Origin of the sequence: Streptomyces sp. NPDC047453, assembly GCF_040643155.1 — a bacterium.
GTDB lineage: Bacteria > Actinomycetota > Actinomycetes > Streptomycetales > Streptomycetaceae > Streptomyces.
This window is the reverse complement of record NZ_JBEYTS010000009.1, coordinates 177,955-203,025: the sequence shown is the minus strand read 5'-3', so window position 1 is coordinate 203,025 and position 25,071 is coordinate 177,955. Positions and strand designations below refer to the sequence as shown.

The 25,071-nt window shown below is 70.6% G+C and carries 18 protein-coding genes, 1 tRNA gene and 3 pseudogenes; 10 read left to right on the top strand and 12 right to left on the bottom strand.

Going from position 1 to position 25,071, the window contains the following annotated elements; translation table 11 throughout:
* Positions 1 to 218: 218 nt before the first annotated feature.
* On the top strand, positions 219 to 974 hold the full coding sequence (locus ABZ818_RS11890) for a glucose 1-dehydrogenase (RefSeq protein WP_361413053.1): 756 nt from the start codon (positions 219 to 221) through the stop codon (positions 972 to 974).
* Between the two features lie 425 nt (positions 975 to 1,399).
* Here ABZ818_RS11890 and ABZ818_RS11885 read toward each other — a convergent pair whose 3' ends face one another.
* Positions 1,400 to 2,137, bottom strand: coding sequence for a FadR/GntR family transcriptional regulator (locus ABZ818_RS11885; protein ID WP_361413052.1), 738 nt, complete (start codon positions 2,135 to 2,137; stop codon positions 1,400 to 1,402).
* A 162-nt stretch (positions 2,138 to 2,299) separates the two neighbouring features.
* Here ABZ818_RS11885 and ABZ818_RS11880 point away from each other — a divergent pair, with 162 nt between their 5' ends.
* Genes ABZ818_RS11880 through ABZ818_RS11850 form a run of 7 tightly spaced genes read left to right on the top strand, consistent with a single transcriptional unit; the run spans position 2,300 to position 9,335 of the window.
* Positions 2,300 to 3,400: a sugar ABC transporter substrate-binding protein gene (locus ABZ818_RS11880; RefSeq protein WP_361413051.1), complete on the top strand. Its 1,101-nt coding sequence runs from the start codon at positions 2,300 to 2,302 to the stop codon at positions 3,398 to 3,400.
* Entirely contained in the window at positions 3,397 to 4,908 is a 1,512-nt protein-coding gene (locus ABZ818_RS11875; RefSeq protein WP_361413050.1) for a sugar ABC transporter ATP-binding protein, read from the top strand. Before ABZ818_RS11880 ends, ABZ818_RS11875 begins: the two co-directional genes overlap by 4 nt.
* Positions 4,901 to 5,929 (top strand): ABC transporter permease, encoded by a 1,029-nt coding sequence (locus ABZ818_RS11870; RefSeq protein WP_361413049.1) that lies wholly within the window; start codon positions 4,901 to 4,903, stop codon positions 5,927 to 5,929. The genes ABZ818_RS11875 and ABZ818_RS11870 overlap by 8 nt, the downstream gene beginning before the upstream one ends.
* Before the next feature lie 37 nt (positions 5,930 to 5,966).
* Complete coding sequence (locus ABZ818_RS11865; RefSeq protein WP_361413048.1) at positions 5,967 to 7,307, top strand: L-fuconate dehydratase; 1,341 nt, start codon at positions 5,967 to 5,969, stop codon at positions 7,305 to 7,307.
* Positions 7,304 to 8,059, top strand: a complete 756-nt coding sequence (locus ABZ818_RS11860; RefSeq protein ID WP_361413047.1) for an SDR family oxidoreductase — start codon at positions 7,304 to 7,306, stop codon at positions 8,057 to 8,059. The genes ABZ818_RS11865 and ABZ818_RS11860 overlap by 4 nt, the downstream gene beginning before the upstream one ends.
* Positions 8,056 to 9,024, top strand: a complete 969-nt coding sequence (locus tag ABZ818_RS11855) for an aldo/keto reductase (protein ID WP_361413046.1) — start codon at positions 8,056 to 8,058, stop codon at positions 9,022 to 9,024. The genes ABZ818_RS11860 and ABZ818_RS11855 overlap by 4 nt, the downstream gene beginning before the upstream one ends.
* Positions 9,021 to 9,335, top strand: a complete 315-nt coding sequence (locus ABZ818_RS11850) for an L-rhamnose mutarotase (protein WP_361413045.1) — start codon at positions 9,021 to 9,023, stop codon at positions 9,333 to 9,335. Before ABZ818_RS11855 ends, ABZ818_RS11850 begins: the two co-directional genes overlap by 4 nt.
* A 162-nt stretch (positions 9,336 to 9,497) precedes the next feature.
* Here the strand turns inward: ABZ818_RS11850 and ABZ818_RS11845 are convergent, their stop codons facing one another.
* The 9 genes and pseudogenes from ABZ818_RS11845 to ABZ818_RS11805 all read right to left on the bottom strand — a co-directional run bounded on the left by ABZ818_RS11845 (position 9,498) and on the right by ABZ818_RS11805 (position 17,184).
* Entirely contained in the window at positions 9,498 to 10,187 is a 690-nt protein-coding gene (locus tag ABZ818_RS11845; protein WP_361413044.1) for an alpha/beta hydrolase, read from the bottom strand.
* A 284-nt stretch (positions 10,188 to 10,471) separates the two neighbouring features.
* Positions 10,472 to 10,548, bottom strand: a tRNA-Met gene (locus ABZ818_RS11840).
* Positions 10,549 to 10,595: 47 nt separating this feature from the next.
* A complete protein-coding gene (locus ABZ818_RS11835) occupies positions 10,596 to 10,796 on the bottom strand; it encodes a cold-shock protein (RefSeq protein ID WP_361413043.1) in 201 nt (66 codons plus the stop codon).
* Positions 10,797 to 11,168: 372 nt separating this feature from the next.
* On the bottom strand, positions 11,169 to 12,974 hold the full coding sequence (locus ABZ818_RS11830; protein ID WP_361413042.1) for a multicopper oxidase: 1,806 nt from the start codon (positions 12,972 to 12,974) through the stop codon (positions 11,169 to 11,171).
* A gap of 746 nt (positions 12,975 to 13,720) precedes the next feature.
* Positions 13,721 to 14,431 carry a hypothetical protein gene (locus ABZ818_RS11825; protein WP_361413041.1) on the bottom strand — a complete coding sequence of 237 codons (711 nt, stop codon included), beginning with the start codon at positions 14,429 to 14,431 and terminating at the stop codon, positions 13,721 to 13,723.
* A 221-nt stretch (positions 14,432 to 14,652) separates the two neighbouring features.
* A pseudogene (locus ABZ818_RS11820) lies at positions 14,653 to 15,635 on the bottom strand (NAD(P)H-dependent glycerol-3-phosphate dehydrogenase); the annotation flags it as partial.
* Between the two features lies 1 nt (position 15,636).
* Positions 15,637 to 15,876: a GNAT family N-acetyltransferase gene (locus ABZ818_RS11815; protein ID WP_361413040.1), complete on the bottom strand. Its 240-nt coding sequence runs from the start codon at positions 15,874 to 15,876 to the stop codon at positions 15,637 to 15,639.
* 17 nt (positions 15,877 to 15,893) lie between these two features.
* On the bottom strand, positions 15,894 to 16,544 hold the full coding sequence (locus tag ABZ818_RS11810; protein ID WP_361413039.1) for a hypothetical protein: 651 nt from the start codon (positions 16,542 to 16,544) through the stop codon (positions 15,894 to 15,896).
* A gap of 415 nt (positions 16,545 to 16,959) precedes the next feature.
* Positions 16,960 to 17,184 (bottom strand): hypothetical protein, encoded by a 225-nt coding sequence (locus ABZ818_RS11805; RefSeq protein WP_361413062.1) that lies wholly within the window; start codon positions 17,182 to 17,184, stop codon positions 16,960 to 16,962.
* 239 nt (positions 17,185 to 17,423) lie between these two features.
* Between ABZ818_RS11805 and ABZ818_RS11800 the strand changes: the two genes are divergently transcribed.
* Entirely contained in the window at positions 17,424 to 17,900 is a 477-nt protein-coding gene (locus ABZ818_RS11800) for an SRPBCC family protein (protein WP_361413038.1), read from the top strand.
* 257 nt (positions 17,901 to 18,157) lie between these two features.
* On the opposite strand, the pseudogene ABZ818_RS11795 reads toward ABZ818_RS11800, so the two are convergent.
* Positions 18,158 to 18,655 (bottom strand): annotated as a pseudogene (locus ABZ818_RS11795) (IS110 family transposase); the annotation flags it as partial.
* A gap of 1,288 nt (positions 18,656 to 19,943) precedes the next feature.
* Complete coding sequence (locus ABZ818_RS11790; protein ID WP_361413061.1) at positions 19,944 to 20,090, bottom strand: hypothetical protein; 147 nt, start codon at positions 20,088 to 20,090, stop codon at positions 19,944 to 19,946.
* 419 nt (positions 20,091 to 20,509) lie between these two features.
* Here ABZ818_RS11790 and ABZ818_RS11785 point away from each other — a divergent pair.
* Positions 20,510 to 25,031 (top strand): annotated as a pseudogene (locus ABZ818_RS11785) (cation-translocating P-type ATPase).
* Positions 25,032 to 25,071: the final 40 nt, after the last annotated feature.

Below are 25,071 nucleotides of genomic sequence, written 5' to 3'. Positions count from 1 at the left end.
TGCCACGGACAGCCGACGATCCCACCCTGTACGCTCGCTCACCAGAAAGGTGTCCTGACTTCTGCACCGGATACGATCTAGACACTCGCATCCTCGCAGGTCAGCGGCACCTTTCTGCTGTCAGGGCGTCAGCCCGACCAATTCCGCTGAATAACCGGGGCTAATGGTGGCCGGGAAGTCGCCGCGATCCTCACTTTTCCGACACGGAGGACAACCTCATGGGTTCGTTTGATCTGACCGGGCGCGTGGCCTTGGTGACCGGCGCGACCAGCGGCATCGGCGCCGCCACCGCGGCCTTGCTGGCCCAGCGGGGATCGCGCGAACTGGTGGCCGGCCGCGACAGCTCTCGCGGCGAGTCCGTGGTCGCCGGCATCCGCGCCGGCGGCGGCTGGGCCGACTTCGTCGCCGCCGATCTGCGCAAGGCGCAGTCGGTGCGGCAGATGGCGCGGCGGGCCCTGGATCTGGGCAGCGGCCGGGTCGACATCCTGGTGAACAATGCGGGCATCTACCCCTTCGCCCTCACCGAGAAGGCACCGGAGAGCGAGGTCGACACCGTCTACGCGCTGAATATGAAGGCGCCCTTCCACCTGGTGGCGGAACTCGCGCCGACGATGGCCGAGCGGGGCGGCGGTGCGATCGTCAACGTCAGCACCATCGCCGCCGCTTTCGGGGTCGCGGGACTGGGACTGTACGGGTCGAGCAAGGCGGCCGTGGAACTGCTGACCAAGACGTGGGCCGCGGAATATGGCCCGCGTGGGGTACGGGTCAACGCCGTCCGCCCCGGGCCGGTGCGCACGGAGGGCACAGCGGGCATGGAGGGGTACCTCGACGCCCTGGCCGCCCAGGCCCCGGCTGGCCGGCCGGCCGAGCCGGAGGAGATCGCCGAGGCCATCGCCTACCTGGCCAGCGACGCGGCGAGCTTCGTCCACGGCGTTCTGCTGCCCGTGGATGGTGGCCGCACAGCCGTCTGCTGACCCGCGCGCGGCTGCCGTGGGTCTTCGGCCGCATACCACCGACCCCGGGGCGTCAGGCAGGACACCGCATCAGCGTTCGGGGACCCAACCCCCGGATGCCCGACGCATTCAGGCATCGATCGGGCGGTCGCCGCCCATGGCCAATGGCGGCCGGTAGACGGGGAACTGCTCGCCGAACTCCGCCATCCAGTCGTGATCGAGGAAGGAGTACTGGCGGCCCGTCAAGGCGTGCCAGGGCTTGAGCCGTTCGACGTCTGACCACCGAAGCCACCGGCACAGGACAGCACCACCCGCGCACCGTGCAACCTGGCGTGAGACGCTGCGCCGGGCCCTGGACCGGTGCCTGCTCCTGCCCGCGCCGGACCGCGACGCCCGTGCGGCCGTCGGTCCCTGAGCGCGGCCGGCCGGGGCGAATTCCGGGGCCGCTACCGCTCCAGCTGCGCTCGCAGCCACTCCTCCACCTCGCCCACGTGCGCGGCGGCGGCTGCCCGCGCGGCCTCCGGATCCCGGGCGGTCAGTGCCCGGTGGATCGCGGCGTGTTCGCGACGGGTTCGGGCGAAGGCCCCCTCCTCCTGGTAGCCGCGCCAGACGCGGGCGCGGAAAGTGCGCGAGGACAGGCCGTCCAGGATCGCGGCCATCGTCTCGTTGCCCGCGGCCACAGCGATCTCCCGGTGGAAGGCGAGGTCGTGGGCGAGTATCTCCTCCGGATCGTCGGTGGTGTTCATCGCCGTCAGGTGTTTCTCCACCTCGGCGAGCTGGTCCGGGGTGATCCGGGCCGCCGCCAGCGCGGTCGCCGTCGACTCCAGGATGCGGCGCACCTCGAGCAGCTCCACCAGGCGCGGGCCCCGAGAGAGGTCGGCGACCACGCCGAACGTCTCCAGCAGGTCACCGGCCTCCAGCCGGGTGACGTAGATGCCCGAGCCGTGCCGGGCCTCCAGCACGCCGAGCACGGTCAGCGCGCGGATCGCCTCACGCATCGAACTGCGGGAGATGCCCAGCTGGGCCGCCAGGTCCCGCTCGGTGGGCAGGCGCTGCCCGGGCTCGAGCAGGCCCTCGGTGATCATCGCCTTGATCCGCTCAATGGCGCGCTGTGTCACCGTGCCCTTCTGCGGAGCGGCCGCGGCGGTCTCCGGTTCCGTCTCCTCCGTAGCAGTTTCGTCCACGCCACTCCTCCTGTCACCGTGCGCCGCAGTCTAGCCATCGATGTGGTCGGACCACTACGGCCGGAAAGTGGGAAATCTTGGCGCACTAGGGTGTTGAGGGCGCCAAGTGGTCTGATAAATATGCGGTCAACTGCTCGATTTCGCTCGATGAGGAGCCGACAGATGGCCGGCAGCACAGCGCGGAACGGACGGCAAGGCAGGCAGCGGCAAGGCAGGCGATTCTCCTCGTGGGCGGTGCGCGCGACGGCCGCGGCGGCCTGCGGCACCCTGGCGCTCACGGCATGCGGCAGCACCAAGGACAGCGGCGCGGCGGGCGCCAAAGGGGACGGCAACGGCAAGGTCGGGGTGATCCTGCCCCTGCTGACCTCGCCGTTCTGGCAGTCGTACAACGACTACGTGCCGAAGATGGCCACGTCCCAGGGCGTCGACGCACTGAAGACGGTCAACTCCAACAGTGACCCCTCGCAGCAGATCACCGACATCAACAACGAGCTCAACCAGGGCGTGAAGGGCCTCGTCGTCGCCCCGCTGGACAGCGCCGCCATCCAGGCCGGACTCGACCAGGCCGAGCGCAAGGGCGTCCCCGTGGTAGCCGTGGACGTGGCACCCGACAAGGGCAAGGTCGCCATGGTCGTACGGGCCGACAACGTCGCCTACGGCGAGAAGGCCTGCCAGTACCTGGGCGCGCACATCAGCTCGGGCAAGGTCGTGCAGATCATGGGCGACCTCGCCTCGGTCAACGGCCGCGACCGCTCGGAGGCGTTCCGCTCCTGCGTGCGGAAGAACTTCCCCAAGCTGAAGGTGCTGGAGATCCCCGCCAAGTGGGAGTCCGACACCGCCGCCTCCAAGCTCGACACGCTCCTGAACGCCAACCCCGACATCAAGGGCATCTACATGCAGGCGGGCGGTGTCTACCTCGCGCCCACCCTGCAGACCCTGAAGTCGAAGAAGATGCTGAAGAAAGCGGGCACGGCCGGGCACATCGTCATCGTCTCCAACGACGGCATTCCGCAGGAGTACGAGGCCATCCGCAAGGGCGAGATCGACGCCACCGTCTCGCAGCCCGCCGACGCCTACGCCAAGTACGGCATGTACTACATCAAGGCGGCGATGCAGGGCAAGACGTTCAAGCCGGGCCCCACCGACCACGATTCCACGATCGTCAAGCTGCCCAGCGGCATCCTCGAGGACCAACTGCCCGCGCCACTGGTCACCAAGGACAACGTCGACGACCCCAAACTCTGGGGCAACACGGTCCGATGAGCAGCCCCGACACCACCCCGCTGGTTCAGGCGCGGGGCATCGTCAAGCGCTACGGACCCACCGTCGCCCTCGCCGACGGCCGGCTCACCGTCCTGCCCGGCGAGTCCCACGCCCTCGTCGGCCGCAACGGCGCCGGCAAGTCCACCCTCGTCGCCGTGCTCACCGGCCTCCAGGCGCCCGACGGGGGCGAGGTCCGCTTCGACGGCGAGCCCGCGCCCGCGCTCACCGACCGCGACGCCTGGCGCCGCAAGGTCGCCTGTGTGTACCAGAAACCGACGGTCATTCCCGAACTGACGGTCGCGGAGAACCTGTTCATCAACCGCCAGCCCACGGGCCGCGGACGCCTCATCAGCTGGCGCCGGCTGAGGAAGCAGGCCGCCGACCTCCTCGATACCTGGGACGTGCACGTCGACCCGGAGGCCCGTACCTGCGAACTCAGGGTCGAGGACCGGCAGATGGTCGAGATCGCGCGGGCGTTGAGCTTCGGCGCGCGGTTCATCGTCCTCGACGAGCCCACCGCCCAGCTCGACAACCGCGAGATCGAGAGGTTGTTCACGCGGATGCGAGCTCTGCAGGCCTCCGGCGTCACCTTCCTGTTCATCTCACACCACCTCCAGGAGGTGTACGAGGTCTGCCAGACCGTCACCGTGCTGCGCGACGCCCGCTGGATCACGACCGCGCCGGTCGCCGACTTGTCGCGCGCGGCCCTGGTCGAGGCGATGGCGGGAGAGTCGGTCGCGGAGCACGAGCGCCGGCACGTACGCGATGCGAACGCCGTCGACACCCCCGTGGTGCTCGACGCGCGCGGACTCACCTCCGAGGCGTACGCGGACGTCGACCTCACCGTCCGCGGTGGCGAGGTCGTCGGACTCGCCGGCTCCAGCGGCAGCGGCAAGATCGAGTTGGCCGAGACCTTCGCCGGACTGCACACCCCGACCCGCGGGACCGCCGAACTCGATGGCAAAGAACTTCCGTTCGGCGATGTGCGGGCCGCGCTCAGGGCGGGCGTCGGCTGTGTGCCCCGCGACCGGCACGAACAGGGGCTGGTCGCCGGCATGACGGTCGGCGACAACGCCACCATGAGCGTGCCGGACCGGCTCGGCCGCTTCGGTTTCGTCTCCACCGACACCAAACGCGGTGTCGCCGGCGAGCTGATCGAGCGCCTCGGCATCCATACCGAGGGCCCCGAACAGCCCGTGGCGGACCTGTCCGGCGGCAACGCGCAGAAGGTCGTCATGGCCCGCGCCCTCGCCTCCGACCCGCACCTGCTCGTGCTCATCAACCCCACCGCCGGCGTCGACGTGAAGTCCAAGCAGTCACTGCTGGCACGGATGGACAACGCCCGCGAGGACGGCACCGCCGTCCTCGTCGTCTCCGACGAACTCGACGACCTGCGCCGCTGCGACCGCGTCCTCGTCCTCTTCCACGGCCACGTCGTCGCCGAGCACCGGGCGGGCTGGCGCGACCACGAGCTGATCGCCTCCATAGAAGGAGTTGACCATGGCTGACACCAAGGCGGCTGCCCCGCTCGCGCCGCCACGCGCCGCCGCCGCGGGTTCGGCCAGGGCGGTCCTGCTGCGCCGGGCCCGCGAACTCGCCCTGCTGCCCGCACTGTTGCTGCTGATGGTGCTCGGCACGGTCGTCAACGACTCGTTCCTCACCGAGCGCAACCTGATCTCGATCCTCGGCGCCTCCGCCGCACTCGCCATGGTCGTGCTCGCCGAGTCGCTGGTGCTGATCACCGGCAAGTTCGACCTGTCCCTGGAGTCGGTCGTCGGTATCGCGCCGGCCGTGGGCGCGCTCCTGGTGCTCCCCTCGGTCCAGTCCGGGTGGGGCGTGAAGTTCCCGGCGCCGCTCGCCCTGCTCGCGATCCTGGTGGTGGGCGCGGTCGTCGGCCTCTTCAACGGCGTCCTCGTCGTCAGGTTCAAGCTCAACGCCTTCATCGTGACCCTGGCGATGCTGATCGTGCTGCGCGGTCTGCTGGTCGGTGCCACCAAGGGCAAGACGCTGTTCGGCATGCCCGACAGCTTCTACTCCCTGGCCACCACCACCTTCCTGGCCATCCCGTTGTCGGTGTGGCTGGCCGCCGTCGCCTTCTCGGTCGCCGGGCTGTTGCTGAAGTACCACCGCATCGGACGGGCCCTGTACGCCATCGGCGGCAACGCGGAGGCGGCCCGCGCGGCCGGCATCCGCGTCGAGCGGGTCATGCTCGGCGTGTTCGTCGTCGCGGGCGTCCTGGCCTCGGCGGGCGGGATCATGCAGACCGGCTACGTCGGCGCGATCAGCGCCAACCAGGGCCAGAACATGATCTTCACGGTGTTCGCGGCAGCGGTGATCGGCGGTATCAGCCTGGACGGCGGCAAGGGCACCATGTTCGGCGCCCTGACCGGGGTACTTCTGCTCGGCGTCGTGCAGAACCTGCTCACCCTCGCCCAGGTGCCGTCGTTCTGGATCCAGGCCATCTATGGCGGAATCATCCTGGTCGCGCTCATGATCGCCCGCGTGACGACGGGCCGAGCCCAGGACTGACCCGCCGGTTCTCCCGTCACCGACCGAAAGGCCATCCGTGTCTGCGACGCCCGCCCGCATCATCGCGGTCGACACCCACGACATCCGCTTCCCCACCTCGCGCGAGCTCGACGGCTCCGACGCCATGAACCCGGACCCCGACTACTCGGCGGCCTACGTCGTGCTGCGCACGGATGAGGACGGCGGAGCGGAGGGACACGGCTTCACCTTCACCATCGGGCGAGGCAACGACGTCCAGGTCGCCGCGATCCACGCGCTGCGCCACCACGTGGTCGGACGCCTGGTCGACGAGGTGTGCGCCGACCCCGGCTCGCTCTTCCGGGACCTGATCGGCGACAGTCAACTGCGCTGGCTGGGACCGGAGAAGGGCGTGATGCACATGGCCATCGGCGCGGTCGTCAACGCCGTGTGGGACCTCGCCGCCAAGCGCGCGCAGCAGCCCCTGTGGCGGCTGCTCGCCGAGGCCGACCCCGAGTGGCTGGTGAGCCAGATCGACTTCCGCTACATCACCGACGCGCTCACCCCCGAGGAGGCGCTCCAGATCCTGCGCCGTGGCCGGGAGGGCGCGAAGGAGCGCACGACGCGCCTGCTCCAGCGTGGCTACCCCGCCTACACGACTTCGGCGGGCTGGCTCGGCTACGACGACGACAAGCTCAGCCGGCTCGCTGCCCAGGCCGTTGCCGACGGATTCACCCAGATCAAGCTGAAGGTCGGTGCGGACCTCGACGACGACGTGCGCCGCTGCCGGGTGGCCCGCACGGTCGTCGGGCCGGACGTCCGCATCGCCATCGACGCCAACCAGCGCTGGGGCGTGGCCGAGGCGATCCGCTGGACCAGGGCGCTCGCCGAGTTCGACCCGTACTGGATCGAGGAACCCACCAGCCCCGACGACATCCTCGCCCACGCGGCGGTCCGCGAGGCCGTGGCCCCTGTGAAGGTCGCCACCGGCGAGCACGTGCACAACCGCATCGTCTTCAAGCAGATGCTCCAGGCAGGCGCCCTCGACGTACTCCAGATCGACGCGGCCCGCGTCGCCGGAGTCAACGAGAACCTCGCGATCCTGCTGCTGGCCGCCAAGTACGGAGTCCCCGTCTGCCCGCACGCGGGCGGGGTCGGCCTGTGCGAACTCGTGCAGCACCTGTCGATGTTCGACTACGTCGCGGTCTCCGGCACCACCGAGGACCGCGTCATCGAGTACGTCGACCACCTCCACGAGCACTTCCTGAACCCGGTGGTGATCCAGGACGGCCACTACGCGGCCCCCACCGCCCCGGGCTTCTCGGCCGCCATGCGGCCGGAGTCCATCGCGCGGTACACCTTCCCCGGCGGCACCTTCTGGGCCGCCGACCCCGACCTGCAGAAGGGACATGCGGCATGAGCGACTTCCAGGGACTCAGGGCGCTGGTGACGGGAGGCGCCTCCGGTATCGGCAGGGCGAGTGCCGAGCTCCTCGCCGAGCGGGGCGCGCAGGTCGCCGTCCTGGACCTGGACCCGTCGTCCGTGGTGAAGCCGCTGCTCGCCTTCCGGGCCGACGTCACCGACGACACCTCGGTGCGCCGGGCCGTCGAGCAGGCCGCCGAAGCCCTCGGGGGACTCGACGTCCTGGTGAACAACGCCGGCATCGGGGCCCAGGGCACCGTCGAGGACAACGACGACGAGGAGTGGCGCCGCGTCTTCGACGTCAATGTCCTCGGCATGGTCCGCACCGCCCGCGCCGCCCTGCCGCACCTGCGCGCCTCCTCGCACGCGGCGATCGTCAACACCTGCTCCATCGCGGCCACCGCCGGCCTGCCCCAGCGCGCCCTCTACAGCGCCACCAAGGGCGCCGTGTACTCACTCACCCTCGCCATGGCCGCCGACCACGTCCGCGAGGGCATCCGCGTGAACTGCGTCAATCCCGGCACGGTGGACACACCGTGGGTCGGACGCCTGCTGGAAACCGCCCCCGACCCGGCCGCCGAACGCGCCGCGCTGGAAGCCCGCCAGCCCACGGGCCGGCTCGTCACCGCCGCCGAAGTCGCGGGCGCCATCGCCTATTTGGCCAGCCCCCTGTCCGGCGCCACGACCGGAACCGCACTCGCCGTCGACGGCGGCATGCAAGGTCTGCGGCTGCGCCCGGCGGGCCGGTGACCTCCCTGGGCCGCAGCGGCGTCGAGGTCAGCCCGCTGAGCTTCGGCGCCGCCGGGATCGGCAACCTCCACCGGCACGTCGGCGACGAGGAGGCGCACGAAGCGGTGGCCGCCGCCTGGGAACGGGGCATCCGCTACTTCGACACCGCCCCGCACTACGGCCTGGGCCTGTCCGAACGCCGCCTCGGCGCGGCCCTGCGGGACTACGACCGCGCCCACTACACGGTCTCCACCAAGGTGGGCCGCCGCCTGGAGCCCGCCGACAGCACGGGCGACGACCTGGCCAACGGCTTCGCGGTACCCGCCACGCACCGTCGTGTCTGGGACTTCAGCGCCGACGGCATCCGCCGCAGCCTGGAGGCGAGCATGGACCGCCTCGGCCTGGACCGCCTCGACGTCGTCTACCTCCACGATCCCGACGACCACGCCGAGCAGGCCTTCCGCGAGGGCTATCCGGCGCTGGAGAAGCTCCGTTCCGAAGGCGTGGTCAGGGCGATCGGCGCCGGCATGAACCAGTCCGCGATGCTCACCCGCTTCGTCCGCGACACCGACGTCGACGTGGTGCTGTGCGCCGGCCGCTACACCCTCCTCGACCAGAGCGCCCTCGCCGACCTGCTCCCGGCCGCCACCGAGCGCGGCACGTCGGTCGTCGTCGGCGGCGCCTTCAACTCCGGTCTGCTGGCGCACCCGACGCCGGCATCGACGTACGACTACGCCAGAACGCCCCAGGAGATGCTGGACCGGGCGCTGCGGCTGCAGGCAGTCGCCGGGCGGCATGGCGTCACCCTGCGTGCCGCCGCCCTCGACTTCTGCTCCGCACACCCCGCCGTGGCCAGCGTTCTGGTGGGTGTCGGCTCGGCCGCCGAAGTCCGCGACTGCGCAGAGCAGTTCGCAATCCACGTCCCGTCCGCCTTCTGGCGGGAACTGCGCGAGACGGGTCTGCTGCCCACCCAGGAGTCGTCATGAGAGTCGCCCTGCACACCAAGGTCCGGCCCGACCGGATCGCCGACTACGAGGCCGCGCACCGGGAGGTCCCGGCCGAGCTGACCGCCGCCATCCGCGCCGCCGGGGCCACCTCCTGGACGATCTGGCGCAGCGGCAGCGACCTCTTCCACCTGTTGGAGTGCGAGGACTACCCCCGCCTCCTCGCCCAACTGGAGCGGCTGCCGGTCAACATCGCCTGGCAGGCCCGTATGGCCGAGCTGCTCGACGTCGTGCACGACTACTCCCACGGGGGCGCCGACGCGGGGCTGCCCGTCGTGTGGGAGCTGCCGTGACGCCGGCTCCGGCCACCGGGCACGATGATCGCGGGTGTCGTCGGCTGGACCGACCTGCTCCTCGGACGCGGCCCGGTAGCCGTGGGCGCCGAAGGCCGCGGCGTAGTGAGCGATGTCGTAGTCGCCGAGTTGGACACCCGAAGTCCGCCCGTGGTGCACCGGTCACCGTGCGGCGCGGTACGCCTCCAGACGGTCGGCCAGCTCCTTCGGGTGGCCGAGCATCGGGCAGTGGTCGCCGGGCATCTCGTCCGGCTGGAAGCCGAGCCGCTCGGCGACCATCCTTCGCATGAACTCGGCAGGGAAGAAGCGGTCGTCGGACGACATCAGGAACCTGGTCGGCACCTTCGGCCACACGGCCAGCGGCCACGGATCCCCGAACGGGGCCGACGCCTGATTCCGCTGGTGCTTCGCCATGAACTCGGCGGCCAAGGCGGCCGGGGTGTCGTGCAGCACAAGGGAGAGTACGTCTTCTTCGGTCCCCTCCGGGACGCCCCTGTGGCGGTCGGATTCCTGCCGGGCCGGCCCGTAACCGGTGTTGCCCCACCACTGCCCCGGCGACTCGCCGGGGGCCGGAACCTGGGCCTGGAGCATGACCAGCAGGTCCGCCGACACCCGGTCGCACACCATCGGGCCGGTGAAACCGCCGAACGAGTGGGCGACGACGACGAGATCGGTCCGGTCGCCGATCGCCTCGACCACCGTGTCGGCGTACTCCGCGAGCCCGGCCGACTCGTCATCACACGGCAGGTCCGGTGCAACCACCTCGTGGCCCCGGTCGCGCAACTCGGTAGCCAGCGGCCCCCAGTACCACGAATCAACAGCCGCGGCGTGGATCAATACATAAGTCGCCACAGAACAATACCCCCACCGTCAGCTGCTCCCTGCACTGTGTGCGAGTCTACGTATCGTCTCTCCTCCGGCCTGTGGAGAGGGCGTGAGGCCCCTGGTAGGACAGGTCTGACCTGTGGCTCAGCCAGAAGCACATGGCGTTCGGAGGCAACGTCCAGTTCCGGTCCGCCCCGGACGGCACCCCACTATGGGTTTGCGACGTCGATCGGACGCCGCCGCCCACCCGTTGCGCCCTCGCTGTGGCCGTGGGCGCATGCGAAAGGGCCCGGAAACCGGGCCCTTTCGTGTGGTAGCGGGGACAGGATTTGAACCTGCGACCTCTGGGTTATGAGCCCAGCGAGCTACCGAGCTGCTCCACCCCGCGTCGGCACCAGCAACAATACACGCCAGGAAGGGCAGGGTGTGCGCAGGTCAGCCGCGGACGATGTTCTCCGCCTGAGGTCCCTTCTGTCCCTGCGTCACGTCGAAGGTCACCTTCTCGCCCTCTACCAACTCGCGGTAGCCGGTACCGGAGATGTTCGAGTAGTGCGCGAAGACGTCCGGCCCGCCGTCCTGAGCGATGAAGCCGAATCCCTTCTCGGCGTTGAACCACTTCACAGTGCCGCTGGCCATCTGGCTGCTCCTTCTTTCTCGCCGGGCGAGCCCGGCTGGGCGAGTGCTGGGGGCGCCTTCCGCAGTGGAGATCATCCCGGCGTCCGTCCTACCCGGCACGCGTGCCGTTTATCCGACTTTCCTGCCAGCAGCCGAGATCACATCCGCGACCAATGACGGGCCGGCGCGCATGCCGGGGTTCAACTGCGCGCTCGCCGATTCCGACACCAACCCGGTGGAGGTCGACACCGCCCAGGACCTGCGCATGTATGTGGCGACGCTCGCCACCGACTTCGCCCGGGACCAACGGGAACAGCAGACGAAGAACGCCCGTGGTGAGTGGACGTCCCGTGCGTCCACGGTGGCGGGTTCGAGCGGTCTTCTGGCCGGTTGTCAGGCTGGGCCGACGCGCAGGGGACGCATCATTTCGTTGTCCTCGTGTTCCAGGAGGTGGCAGTGCCACATGTACCGGCCTGTCTGGCCGAAGCGCACCTTGACCCGGGTTGTCTCCTGCGGATAGGCGAGCACCGTGTCCTTGAAACCGCGCTCCCACGCTTCCGGGGAACGACGGCCACCGGCCGGGAGCGTTTGCCGGTCGACAACCTGGAACTGCACCTCGTGGACGTGAATGGGGTGGGCGTCCTTCGTCAGGTTGACGATCTCCCAAATCTCCGTTGATCCCACGACGGGGTTCTCCGTGACGGGATCGGCCCATCCCAGTAGTTTCGGTTTGCCGTTCGGACCGATGACGCCGAGCAGAACTTCGCGGGGACTCACGCCCGGCACGCGGGCCGAGGCCACCTCGCCGAGACTGACCTGTCGGGTGCGGTCTGCTGCGCCGAGGGGCTCGAAGTGCGGCAGCATGAGCTGTGCGGGAGGCGTCGATGTGTCCGCCGCGACGAGCGGTTTGATTACGAACTTCATGACCTGCCCGGTGGTCTTCGGGTTCGCCGCGGGGAAGCCGGTCCCGACCGTGCCTCCCGCGAACACGGCGTCCGGTCCCTCGTTGATCAGGTACAGCTCCGTGCCGACCGGGATCGAGGAGAAATCGACGACGACGTCGGCGCGTTCGGCCGGGGCGAGCAGCAGTTGGTCGCGCCGAACGGGTGCGGGCAGGAAGCCTCCGTCGCTTCCGACCTGCCACAGGGAAAGCTTTGCCGGTACCGGCCTGCGGGCCAGCCGGTCAGTGACGATCTTCAGGATCAGGGTGCGTGAGTTGCAGCCGTTGAGGAGCCGGAACCGGTAGCGGCGCGGCTCCACGGGCAGCACCGGCCAGGTCCTGCCGTTGGTGACCATCGCGTTGCCGAAGTACTCCGGGTTCCAGATCGGCGGAATGTCGCTGCCGGGCACATAAGGGCCTTTGAACCCGTCGAACAGTGCCCGGCTCGCCGGATAGAACAGGGTCCCGTCGGTGCGGAACGAGCGGTCCTGGACGACGACGGGGATCTCGTAGTAGCGCGCTCCGGGCAGGTCACCGAGCCTCGGCGCGGGCCCGGGCAGGACGCTTTCCCCCAGGTCCGACGGCCCGCCGCGCAACAGGTAGAAGCCCGCCATGCCGGCGTACACGTTCAGCCGGGTGATGCCCAGGGTGTGGTCGTGGAACCACAGAGTGGCAGCTCGGCCGCGGTTGGCGTAGTGAAAGACGGCCTCGCCCGGGCCCCAGGGCACACCGGTCTTCGCCTCGGACTTCTTCGCGAACTCCTCGTAGAAGGATCCGACTCGGGCGTAACCGCGGGGAATGCCCTGCGCGTCGGGCAGGTACCAGGCCTCGGCGTATCCGTCGCTCTCCTCCGTGTTCGCCCCGCCGTGCAGGTGGGTGACGACGGGAACCGGTCCGCCGTACGGTCCGGGTGTCGAGGTGAACATGGTGTGGGAGTCCCGCTGTTTGGCCCCGCCCGGTGGGTTCGCCCAGTGGAGTGTGGGATCCACCGGCAGCAGATGCGGCAGATATCCGCCGCTCGTGTCGACGAGTTGATTGACCCACCTGGCCTGGACCGCTCGTTCGTACCGGGCTTCGATGGTGAACGCGGGATAGTGGAACGTTTCGGGATGCCCGGTCGAGCCGTATCCGAACACCGTTGTGGCCGGCATGCCCGGGGGAAGCACCTGCTGCCGGAACCGGCGGATGCCGATCGTGTAGATGTCCCGGCCGGCCCGGCTGTCCGGCGGCATGACGGGCGGTATCACAAGTTCGGCCACGTACTTCCGTATCACCGCCGGATCCAGGACTTCTGCTTCCGCCGGCGAAGCGCGCGGCATCACCGTACCGGGAACGGAAAAGAGAGACGTTCCGCCTGCCAGAGTGGCCTGAAGCACGAGCCTCCTGCTGATCACTGGGCTTCTCACCTCGACTCAGGTCATCGGAGCACGGCACCAGAGGGCCCCTCGCAGTACCTCTGACCTGCGGTTTCCCTCCGACCTGCGCAAACTTCCACGCTTCAGCCCGCGTCAGCCCGTTCCGGCCCGCCTCGGGCCGCCTCGGGCCGCCTCGGGACGGCGTCCGTGTTCCCGTGGGAACGCCACCGGAAACACGGGTACGCGCAGTGCCCTGACCAGCCCGTACCCGCTCCCGGGCTCCACGAGCCCGCGTCGGCCGCCAGGATGACCAAAGCTGCCGCGCATCCGGCTCACCCGCTGCCAGGTGGACGCTGAAGCGGCCCCGACCATCCGCGACGGCGGACGGCGGGGCCGGCTCAGGAGTCAACGCCAGGGCGTCAACGCTCGGACTTAAGGGGCCCCTGCATCAGCGCGGCCGCGGCCTCGTCGAGAGTGACCGTGCCGTGCAGCAGGGCGGAGACCACTCCCGTGATCGGCATCTCCACGTCGTGGCCCCAGGCCAGGTTCCACGACCGTCAGCCGGGGTTCGGCAGGGCGGCGAGCTGTTGCAGAGCGCCTGTGATCACGCTGGTCCAGGTCCAGCGGGCACGCGCATCAGGCGCCGGTGCTCAGGCCGGTATCGGTATCGCCGAGGTGTCATTGACGACGGTCACCGGGATGCCGCCCGTGAGCGCTGCCAGCCAGTCGCGCAGGGCCTGCGAGGCGGCGCCCTGCGCGGTCGAGTTCACGACGACACCTGAGGCGTCCGGGGGTAGCCAGGAGGAGTACAGCGGGAATCCCAGCAGCCGCCCCTGGTCGTCCGCCGCGTCGATCTTGTCGAGCGCGGCGGCCAGAGTGCGTTCTGCATAGCTGCAGCGGTACAGGTCCAGGCGGGAGAGGTCGATGCCCGGGTCCGCCTGCTTGGCCGCCGCCGCGAGCTGCTGCCCGCGGGCCAGGTCGGTCACGCACAGCGCCACCCGGCCCGGGGGGTAGTCGGTCATGTGCGAGCCGTAGACGTCCGCGAAGGCGTCGCGTCCCTGAGCACCCACGGCCTGGGACAGCGCCTCGGCGACCGGGTCGTTCCACAGCGCGTCGTCGATCGAGTCGTTGGACAGCTCCTCGGCGGCCGGGTCGTTGGTGGAGGTGGCGGCCGCACTGGTGGGCTCGGGATCGTCCTGCAAATCGGCGGCGGTAGGGCAGTTCTTCTCATCCGGTACCGCCCCGGGCGCGGATCTGATCGGGGCGGTGACAACGGTCTGGTCGGCGTTGCGTGCGCATCCCGTGACCGGCAGCAGCGCGGAACACGCGATCAAGGCGGCAACAGCGGTGTGACGGCGCATGACTGGCTCCTTGTCAGAAAACGACCTGTGCCACTCCGACACGGAACGCGCCCAAGGAGTTGCCCTCACCGTCCGTGACATGTTCGTGAACAGCACCCAAAGCACGCTGCGGCAGCCGGTCGCGGCCAGACATCTGGGGCGATCGCTGAAGCGGCCCCGACCATCCGCGACGGCGGACGGCGGGGCCGGCTCAGGAGTCGACTCCAGGGGTCAACGCTCAGCTTAGGGGGCCGCTGCATCAGCGCGGCCGCAGCCTCGTCGAGCGTGACCTTGCCGTGCAACAGGGCGGAGACCACTCCCGTGATCGGCATCTCCACGTCGTGGACCCGCGCCAGGCCGAGGTCGCCTCCGCGCTCTTGACGCCCTCAGTGGTCTGCCCCGTGGCGGCGGCCTGGTCCACAGTCAGGCCGCTGCCGACGCGGGCCCCGAAAGTGCGGTTACGGGAGAGCGGGGACGTACAGGTGGCCACCAGGTCCCCCAACCCGGCCAGGCCGGAGAGGGTGGCCGGGTCGGCGCCCATGGCCGTCCCCAATCGGATGGCCTCCGCCAGGCGCCGGGCGATGAGTATGGCCACCGCGTTGTCGCCCAACTCCATACCGGAGGCGACGCCGGCCGCGACCGCGATCACGTTCTTCACCGCGCCGCCCAGTTCGCAGCCGATCACGTCGGTGCTGGTGTAGGGCCGGAAGTAGGAGGTGTGGCACGCCGTTTGAAAGCGGCGTGCGGCCTCCTCGTCAGGGCAGGCGACGGTCGCGGCGGCGGGCTGACCGGCCATGACTTCCCGGGCGAGGTTCGGGCCCGACAGCACAGCGACCCGGTCCGCGCTCACACCGGCCACCTCGGCGATGACCTGACTTGCCCGCAGTCCGGTGTCCCGCTCGAAGCCTTTCATCAGCGACACGACCACGATGTCCGGCCCGATGTGCGGCGTCCAGGCGGCGAGGTTGGCCCGCAGTGTCTGCGCCGGGATGGACAACACGAGGTAGTCCGCGCCGTCCAGCGCGGCGGCCGGATCGGTCGTGGCCGCCACGGACGGAGGCAGCTCGACGTCCGGCCAGTACGCCGGGTTCCGGTGGCGGGCGTTGATCGCGTCCACGATCTCGGGTCGCCGGGCGTGCACGATGACGTCGCCGCCAGCGTCACCCAGGATCTTCGCAACGGCGGTCCCCCAGGAGCCGGCCGAGCACACCGCCGCACGGGCCACGTCAGGCCTCCCGCTGGTAGACGAACCCCAGCGACGCCAACCCCTCCGCCGCACACAGCCGGTCGGAGACCCCGCCCACCTCGGTCTGCAGGAGCTGGTACGCGGCGCTGTGCTGGTGCCCCCATTGCATCGCCGCGCGCCAAAGCGCCCGGCCGTAGCCCTGGCCGCGGTACCGGGGCAGCACGCCGAAATACTGGGGCAGCAGGCGCGCGGCGCCGCCGACGTCGGCCATGGTCTCCATGGGGCCGATGGCACCGGCTACGCGCCCGTCGTGGAGGACGGTGAGGACCGGGCCCACGGTCCCGGCCCGCATCTGCTCTGGAGGAACGCGAACCCGTCGCCGGCCATCTGCTCGGCGAACTCCGCGAACCCGGCCCCCTCGTGCAGTCGCTTGTCCTCGTGGACCGGCATGCCCGGAGCCTGGCCGGACCCCTGGGTGAAGTCCTTGAGGTGGACGCGGGTCCCCATGCCCTGGGCGTACGCCTCGGGCTGCTCGGGGCCCAGGAACCAGACCACGCGGGCCTTGGCGGCGCCGTGGACGGCGGCAAGCTTGCGCGCCAGGTCGGCGCCAGCGGACAGGCTGCCGGGCGCCTCCCCGTACACGTGGACCTTGACGACACCGGCGCCGCGCCCGACGAGCGTGGGCAGGAGCGTCTGGCGCTCGTCGTGCTCGATGCGGGTGAGCTGCTCGGTCTCGTCCGGCGCGGCCGGGAGCGGGGGGAGTTCGACCGGGCGGAGCGGGGACGCCTTCGGCAGCTCCGGCCTCGGCGTGGGCCGCGCGGCCTCGGCGCGCAGCTCGGCGAGACCTCCGGGTCCAGGCGGTGCTCGGCGATCTCCTCGGCGGTGGGCACCCAGCCGACCGGGACGTTGCGGCCCAGCCGGGACGTGATGCCCTGCACCTTCGCCCACGCCTCCCACATCCGCTCGTCGCGCTCCTCCCAGGCGCGCAGCTCGTCGAGCGCCGCGTACAGGGCGTCGCGCTCAGCCCGCCGCTTCCGCTCGTCCTCGTTGAAGGCGCGCGCCCGGCGGGTGGCTTCCTCGCCGCCGGGGAGCGGGCGGAGCGGTTCGCGGTCCTGCTTGCGGTCCTTCACGGCCGGGGTGGGCCGCCAGCGCCGCCACAGGGTCAGGGCGTCGCGGCCGTCGACGGTGACGCTGACGCGCTTGCTGCCGGGGCTGTTCGGTTCGGTGATGACGAGGAACCCGGCCGTGAGGAGCGGGCCGAGGCGGCTCTCGTCGACGGCGGTTCCGGCATAGCCGGGCCGGGGCTGGTCGCGCAGGACGCCGTTGCGGTCGTAGGAGAGGGCCCCGGCCATCGCGACGGTGATCAGGTCAGCCTGGCGGACCAGCCCAGCGCGTTCGCCTGCTGGCGCTGCCGTGCCCGCTCGCGGGCTACCTCGAGGAAGTGCGCCGCTACGGGGTCGGCCGGGGGCACCTCGGGCGCAGGCGCGGCCTCCTCGGTTGCGCCCGGGGCCTCCTCGGGCTCCTCGATGGCGGCCGGGGCGGGCGGGGTCTCGCGGACGCGCGAGCCGTAGTTGGCCACGGTGGTCATCGGGCGGTCCCGTGGCAGCGGACCGAGACGCGGAAGGCCCGTTCCGAGGAGCTGGCCGAGATCGACAAGTACGCCACCGACGGCGGCGTCGACCTGTGGCAGGCCGCCCGGACCGGAACGCTCGGCTGACCCGCGCCGATCGGGTCGTGAACCGGGCTCCGCGGGGTACTCGTCGCCTTTGTCGGGATTCCGCGGCGGGACACCCGTCCCGCCGCCAATCGGCAAAACAGGAGGCGCAGATGAGCACGGTCAAGGAAACAGTGGAAGTCGACGTCCCCGTCCACGCCGCCTACAACCAGTGGACGCAGTTCGAGGAGTTCCCGAGGTTCATGGAGGGTGTCGAGGAGGTCAGGCAGCTCGATGACAGTCACAACCACTGGACCACCAAGATCGGCGGTGTCCGGCGGGAGTTCGACACCGAGATCGTCGACCAGCTGCCCGACGAACGCATCACGTGGCGCAGCACCACCGGCGACACCCGGCAGAAGGGCTCCGTCCGCTTCGAGCGCGTCGACGACACGCATACCCGCGTGGAACTGGTCATGGAGGTCGAGCCCAGCGGCGCCGTGGAGACGGCCGGGGACATGCTGGGCGTGATCGACCGGCGCGTCAAGGGAGACATGAAGCGCTTCAAGCAGTACATCGAGGAGCGCGGCGGCGAGACGGGGGCCTGGCGGGGCCGCATCCGGCCCGAGGACTCCGGCCCGTCCCTCTGAGTCCTGCGGAATCCACGAGCCCCCGCGGAGTCCACCGAACCCGGCCGCCCCGCGCCCCGGCTGCCTCGACGGTCTTTCGAGGGCCGTTTCGAGGCGCCGGGGCGCGTCCGCGCGGCGGTCGTCGCCCCCGAGGCGGCTCTCGTCGACGGCGGTTCCGGCATAGCCGGGCCGGGGCTGGTCGCGCAGGACGCCCTTGCGGTCGTAGGAGAGGGCACCGGCCATCGCGACGGTGATCAGGTCAGCCTGGCGGGCGGACCTGCGGCCGGGTAGTACTCACGCAGCTGGTTGGACAGCTGCTGGCGGTTCCAGAGTGCGTCCTGCTGAGCACGGGCGAGGACGGCGACGGCCCGGCCGAGGTCGCTGTCGTTGGGCAGTGGCCAGTGGGCGTGCGTGTCCGGCCGCAGGATGTTTGCGAGCACCAGGGCGTCGCCAGGGTCGGACTTCTTCCGCGAAACCGAGTGCCGCTCGCGGTAGAGGGCGGCCGCCATCGGATTGACCGCGAACACCTGCCGCTTGCCGGTCCGCAGCACCGCGACAAGCAGGCCTCGGGAGGTTTCGATCGCGCCGGGGATCGGGTTCTCCTTGCTGTCCCCGTACTCGACCAGCAGGTCCAGAAGCATCTTGTAACCCGCGGCATCGTCGGTGATGTGCCGCTTGGCAAGTAACTGGCCGCTGTCGTCGACCAGGGCGACGTCGTGTGTACGCTCGGCCCAGTCTATGCCGCAGTAGGTCAAGATTCCCTCCTTGTGGTGCACGATTTATCCTGGTCACGAGCACATACGGGCCACGCGTCGACCTAATCCCAGGACTCAGCGCGATGGCTGGTCCGCCACCTAATGGGCAGCGAATCGAGTCATCGCTATCCGAATCCGGAGTGAGAGCTCTTTCGACAGACCGCGGGGCTCGCTTCAGCAGCGGCTCCGGTCAGGATGAAGATCTCATCCGCCACCTGGGCAGGAAGTCCTCTGCTGAGAGTGATCTGGTCCTGGCCGGAACCGTTCCAGCCTCTGAGCCTCCCGAGCACAATCACACCTCACAAGGGCATGAAGACCTCACAACGGGTCTCAGAGAGCCCAGTTCAGAACACCTCACCAGGTGGTACGCGTCTGGGGCTTCGATGGTCGTGGCCCGAGCCAACCGCACGGAACACCTTTCATCGCGTCGCGAGCCCGGGAGCGCGCCGTCGATCTCACCCTCGTTGATGTCCACGGGCGGCGGGTACAGCTCCTCTGGGGAAGGAACCGGGCGAGTTCGGAACCGTAGGCCGGTCCCCTCAACCCCGACGGTGCGCGAGGGATCGCACGGGCCGGTCGGGCGTCAGGACAAGACTGTGATGGGACCTTTGGCCGGGCTCCTGACTTGTTCAATCGAGCCCAGACGCACGGTCTGCAGCCGTAGCGTCCAGGGTGCCGGTCGGCACGGGCCCTGCAGGCCGTGCCGCCGGTGCGGGGCAAGCGCGGCCGGCTCCGACGCTCACCAACTCGTCGATCAGCTGGTCGTCCACGGCCTTCGCCGACACAGCCGCTGCCGACTCGACAGCCACGGGGCATCTGGCACCTGCCGCTGGAAGCACGCCGGGACGACATCAAGACCGTGGTTGGCGGCCATCATTGGGCCGGGGCACTCGGCCGAGTTGGCCGAGAGCGCGGGCATAGGCTGGATCCAGCAGTGGAAGGCGACGGCTGCGGCTGCACAGGAGGCTGCGGGCCTTATCCGCAGTCTGGTCGTCTCTCCATGAGACTGAGAGCCTGGTGCCGAAGTCCGGTGAGTGTTTGCCCAGGTCAGATCACGCAGGCCGACGGTTCGGCGTCCCCTCCGCACTCGCTCCGAAGCCATAATCCACCTCGCCCCGGCAGCACCGTCAGCTGAAGCCACTCCCCGGGCTTGGACACGCCCCATGCAGCCCCTGCCCGCCGCGGTGCAGCGGCTGCGCGCCACCCCGACCACAGCTGGTCGGACCGCTGGGCGGCCAGTTGAGCCCAGACCCGGGCAGTGCCAGTTAGTGGCCCAGGCGGCAGGTGTTCCAGCCCTGGCCGTCGCGTATCAGCGCGCCGACCGCTCCAGGTTAGCCAGGTGATAGGCGACCGACGCCGTGCTACGCAACCCAATCGCTTGGGCGAGCTGCCGCACCGACGGACCCTCACCCGCTCCTCGAGGCAGCTGCGCCGATCGTGGACCACCCCCTCCCATGGAGGTCGGCCCGTCACCGTACGTAACCGGCTGGTGCTGATGGCACACGCCGACACCGATGTCGTGGACCTCATCGGGCAGTCGCCGTCTGCATGGCCGCGGCGGCTATGGCGACGCGGATGCGCTTGTCCGTCCGGGCCTCATAGCGCTTAGCGAAGGCTGCATACAGACATTTACGATGTTTCTGTGAGGTGAGGCGGATCATGGGTGAAGGCACGCGAGCATCTTCTCCGTCCTCGTCGGACCGCGGCGAAGTCTTCGGCCGGGAGGCGTGCGGCGACGAAGCCCAAGACGGTGAAGAAGACGGCGGGCAAGACGAAAAGACCACTCAGTCCACCCGGCGTGGTGCGACCGCCACCCGGCCGTCGGCGTCGGCCTCGGGAGAGCAAGGGCTTTCCCCAATTCCGCGAAGGTGAGCGATGGACTTGCGTGCCTTGACCCGGTTGCCCGCAGTGGGGCTGGACCTCGCGCTGGCGCCCGGCCAGGTCGTTGGCCGGCTCCTCCCGACGGCGGGCGCCGCCCTACGGGCTGCCGTGACTGGGGCGGCGGCGGTGTCGGGGACCGCGGTGCGGATCGGCCGGGTCGGCCGGAACGCGATGACGCCCGGCCATGGGTACTGGCGTGCCGGAGCCCGTGTGCAGCTCCCGCTGCGTCCTGGGCCGGGTGCCACGGTGCGTGGCCTGGAGACAGCGGCCAGGCGGGTGGCGGCCGGTCTGGCCAAGCGCCCGGACGTGCTCGGCGCCTACTGGGACGGTGGGCTGGCCCGGCTGGTGGTGCAGATGACGCAGGACGCGGTGGCCGACCGGGTGGTGGACCGTGCTACCGAGCTGGCCGTCGGCCAGAAGCTGGAACGTCCGGACGAGGAGGTGCTGGAACCCGCGCACCCGGGCCACACGGGGGGCATACGGTCCGGAGCCCTCGCCCTGGCCTGTGACGCGGTGGGGATCAGCACCGCGGTCGCCGCGCGGGTTGTCCGGGTGAAGAGCACGCCCCAGGTGCTGACGGCCGGGGTCACGCTGCTGCGCGAGGACCCGCGGGTGCGGACGGTGCTGCGGCGCCACCTGGGCCGCTCGGCCACCGATCTGGTGCTGGCCGCCGCCAATGCGGCCGCCCACGGCGTCGGACAGTCGCCCACCGCCCTGGTCCTGGACGCTGTGCTGCGGGCCGACCAGCTGATCGAGGCCGTCGCCCGGGCCGCCGCGTTCGACGCCGCGCACGACATCGTCTGCGCACCCGATCGGCTGAGTCTGGCAGGTCAACACGTCGCCCGTCCGCCGATTCACCGCTACCCGGGCGAGGAGTACCGGGGCCAGGCGGTCACGGGAACCCTGCTCGGCGCGGCCGGGACGCTGCTGTTCACGCGTGACGTGAACGAGGCGGCGGAGGCGCTTCTGGCCGGAAATCCGAAGGCCGCCCGCTACGGTCCTGCCGCGTTCGCCGCGGCTCTGTGCACCGAGCTGGCCCGTGAAGGGGTGCTGGTGCGCAATCCTGACCGTCTGCGGCAGTTGGAGCTGGTCGACACGGTGGTGCTGCATCCGGAAGCCCTACGGAGCGAGCGGCGTACCGTCCTGGACGTCAACGCGAACGTGGCCGACTGGGATCACGACCGGTTGTGGCAGGCCGCGACGGCCGTTCTGGAATCCGGGGCGGAACCCGCACAGCCCGGCCTGGAGCCTGTGCTCGACCTGCGCCCGGTTCCCGGCGAGGGCGAGTCCGGGGCGGGGCTGATGATCGCGGCGGAGCGGAGCAGGGACATCGGGACGGTCCTGGTCGGCTGGGAGATCGACCCTCTGGCCGAGGCGGCGATGGAGGCGGCCCGTCGGGCAGGCCTGTACGTTCTGGTGCTGGACGACGGTTCGCTTGGAGACTTCGGCGCGCTGGCGGATGAACTCGTCAGTGCAGAACGGTCGTTGGCCGACGTGGTGCGGGATCTTCAGCGTTCCGGCCGGGTCGTGCTGACGGTGGCTCACGTACCGTGCGGCGAGGCGGCGACGGAACATGATCTCGGCCCGGAGGGCCGCGAGGTGCTGGCCGGCCTGCTGCGCAGTGACATCGCGCTCTCGCTCACCGACCACCGCAGCGCGGTGGTGTGGGGCGCGGACGTGTTGCTGTTGCACGGCCTGGAGGGGGCATGGCGGCTGCTGGCGGCGATTTCCGCCGCACGGACCGTCGGACACCACTCCAAGGTCTTCGCCGAGGCCGGTGCCGCGCTCGCGGGGCTGCTCGTGGTGACCCGGGGGACCCGCTCAGCACGCGTCACCTTTCCCCTCGGCTTTCGCGTCAGCCCGGTGAACGCCGCCGGTGTCGCCTCACTTGTCGCGGGCTGGCGCGCCGGGCTCCGGGTCGCCGCCGATCGGGCGCCGCACCCGCCGCCCAGGGTGCCCTGGCACGCCCTCCAGCCACAGGAGGTGGTGGCGCGTCTGCGGGCCCGCGCCCGGGCGGCTGAGCCGAGCACGCTGGCGGATCTGCGCAAGAGCGTCGTGCGAGTCTCACACCTCCCGGTCCTGGCGCCGGTACGCCTGACGGTTCGCCTGCTCAATGCGGTCCGCGTCGAACTGCACGATCCGCTCACCCCGCTGCTCCTCGTCGGTGCGACCGCATCGGCCCTGCTCGGTTCCACCGTGGACGCGCTGATGGTGATCGGCGCCATGACCGTGAACGCCCTGGTCGGCGGGGTACAGCGGTTGCGCGCCGAACACGCCCTCTCCGGCCTGAAACTGGAGCAGCGTCAAGAAGCTCGTCGAGCGGCGCACTTCGGCGCCGGGGAGACCAGGACGGTGGAAGCCGGGCGGCTCACGCCGGGTGAAGTCATCGAGCTCTACACCGGCGACGTGGTACCTGCCGACGCCCGGCTGCTGGCGGCCGACGACTTGGAGGTCGACGAGTCCTCACTGACCGGCGAGTCCCTGCCTACCACCAAGCAGGTCGACGCCACACCACAGGCCACGGTGGCGGACCGCCGCTGCATGGTCTTCTCGGGCACCACAGTGGTCGCCGGACACGGCCGGGCCGTAGTGGTGGGCACCGGCGAGGCGACCGAGGCCGGCCGGGCAGCGCACCTCGCCTCCCGCGCCCAGCAGGCACCCGGCGTGCAGGCCCGGCTGCGCGAACTCACCAGCCAAACACTGCCGTTCACCCTGCTGGGCGGCGCCGCCGTGACCGGCCTGTCGCTGCTGCGCGGGCGCCCGGTACGCCAGGCCGTACAGGGCGGTCTGGCCGTCGCAGTAGCCGCCGTCCCGGAGGGACTGCCCCTGGTGGCCACCGTCGCGCAGCTGGCCGCGACCCGCCGGCTCAGCCGGATCGGCCTCCTGGTCCGCACCCCGCGCGCCCTGGAGGCGCTCGGCCGGATGGACACCATCTGCTTCGACAAAACCGGCACGCTGACCGAGAACCACCTGCACGTGATACGTGTGGCGACCGCGGACGGCGTCGAGCATTCGGCCGACGCCGCACAGGCGGCTCCGCTGCTCCATGCCGCCGCCCTGACCTGCCGCACCCCCGACCACGAGGCGGGCATCCACGCGCACTCCACCGACGAGGCCATCCTCAACGCGGCCCCACCCCAATCGCCGTGGACACCCCTCGAAGTGCAACCCTTCGAGGCCAGCCGGGGATACGCCGCCGCCATCGGAGGCGACGTGGACGGCACCCGCACGCTCCTGGTGAAGGGAGCCCCGGAGGTACTGCTGCCCGCCTGCGGGAACGGCGTCGCCGAAACCGCAGCCCAGACCCTGGCCGCCGACGGACTGCGGGTCCTGGCGGTCGCCCGCCGCGACCTCGCACGCGCCGACGAGCCCGCTGACGTACTCGGCCGGCCACTCGAAGACCTGAACCTGCTCGGGCTTCATCGCGCTGGCCGACACCCCGCGCCCCAGCTCGGCACCACTGGTCGCCGACCTGCGCCACGCAGGCGTGCGCCCCGTCATGCTCACCGGCGATCACCCCGAGACAGCACGCGCCGTGGCGGTTCACCTCGGCTGGCCCGAGGACGTGTCGGTGGTCACCGGCGACGAGATGACCGCCCAGGACAAGAGGGGCCGGGCCCGCCTGCTGCGCGACAGCGGGGTGGTGGCCAGGGTCGCACCAGAGCAGAAGCTGCACGTGGTGGAGGCGCTCCAAGCGGCCGGGCGGGTGGTGGCCATGGTCGGAGACGGCGCCAACGACGCCGCCGCCATCCGCGCCGCCGACATCGGGGTCGGCATCGCTGTGCGCGGTTCGGCGGCAGCCCGAAACGCGGCCGATCTGGTGATCACCGGCGAGGAGCTCTCCGTGCTCGTCGACGCCGTCGCCGAGGGCCGGGCGCTGTGGCGCAGCGTGGCGGACGCGATCAGCGTTCTGATCGGCGGAAACGCCGGCGAGATCGGTTTCTCCGTCCTCGGCACCCTGCTGTCCGGCTCGTCACCGCTGTCCACCCGGCAGATCCTGCTGGTCAACCTGCTCACCGACATGTTCCCGGCGATGGCGGTATCAGTCACCCCCCAGGACGAGACCGCCGACGCGACAGCGGACGGCGCGTCCGCCCTCGCCGACAGCGTCCCCGTGGGCCTCGCGGCCCTCGGTGATCCCCTCACGCGGCAGATCAGGCACCGCGGCGTCGTCACCACACTCGGAGCAACCACAGCCTGGCTGATCGGCACACTCACGCCCGGCTCTGCCCGGCGGACCAGCACGATGGCGCTGTGCGGCGTGGTCGGCGCCCAGCTCAACCAGACGGTCACCGGCCGCAAACACAGCCCACTGGTATGGGTCACTGTCCTCGGCTCCGCAGCCGTACTGGTCGGCCTGATCGAGACCCCACTGATCAGCCAGTTCTTCGGCTGCACACCCCTCGGCCCGGTCGCCTGGACCGGAGTGGCCGTCGCGATGGGCGTCGCCGCACTCGGACCGCGACTGCTCCCCAGGATCGAAGAACTCGCTCAACAACTCGGAAAGGCTCTGTGACGGGACAAGGAAGAAAGCGGCGAACAGCGAGCCTGTGGTC

Bases quoted from the DNA above. Each gene is read 5' to 3' on its own strand.
- ABZ818_RS11890 (WP_361413053.1), top strand. From the start codon at position 219: ATGGGTTCGTTTGATCTGACCGGGCGCGTGGCCTTGGTGACCGGCGCG.
- ABZ818_RS11880 (WP_361413051.1), top strand. From the start codon at position 2,300: ATGGCCGGCAGCACAGCGCGGAACGGACGGCAAGGCAGGCAGCGGCAA.
- ABZ818_RS11875 (WP_361413050.1), top strand. From the start codon at position 3,397: ATGAGCAGCCCCGACACCACCCCGCTGGTTCAGGCGCGGGGCATCGTC.
- ABZ818_RS11870 (WP_361413049.1), top strand. From the start codon at position 4,901: ATGGCTGACACCAAGGCGGCTGCCCCGCTCGCGCCGCCACGCGCCGCC.
- ABZ818_RS11860 (WP_361413047.1), top strand. From the start codon at position 7,304: ATGAGCGACTTCCAGGGACTCAGGGCGCTGGTGACGGGAGGCGCCTCC.
- ABZ818_RS11850 (WP_361413045.1), top strand. From the start codon at position 9,021: ATGAGAGTCGCCCTGCACACCAAGGTCCGGCCCGACCGGATCGCCGAC.
- ABZ818_RS11835 (WP_361413043.1), bottom strand. From the start codon at position 10,796: ATGGCCAGCGGCACTGTGAAGTGGTTCAACGCCGAGAAGGGATTCGGC.
- ABZ818_RS11825 (WP_361413041.1), bottom strand. From the start codon at position 14,431: ATGCGCCGTCACACCGCTGTTGCCGCCTTGATCGCGTGTTCCGCGCTG.
- ABZ818_RS11815 (WP_361413040.1), bottom strand. From the start codon at position 15,876: ATGGAGACCATGGCCGACGTCGGCGGCGCCGCGCGCCTGCTGCCCCAG.
- ABZ818_RS11805 (WP_361413062.1), bottom strand. From the start codon at position 17,184: ATGACCACCGTGGCCAACTACGGCTCGCGCGTCCGCGAGACCCCGCCC.
- ABZ818_RS11800 (WP_361413038.1), top strand. From the start codon at position 17,424: ATGAGCACGGTCAAGGAAACAGTGGAAGTCGACGTCCCCGTCCACGCC.
- ABZ818_RS11790 (WP_361413061.1), bottom strand. From the start codon at position 20,090: ATGGGAGGGGGTGGTCCACGATCGGCGCAGCTGCCTCGAGGAGCGGGT.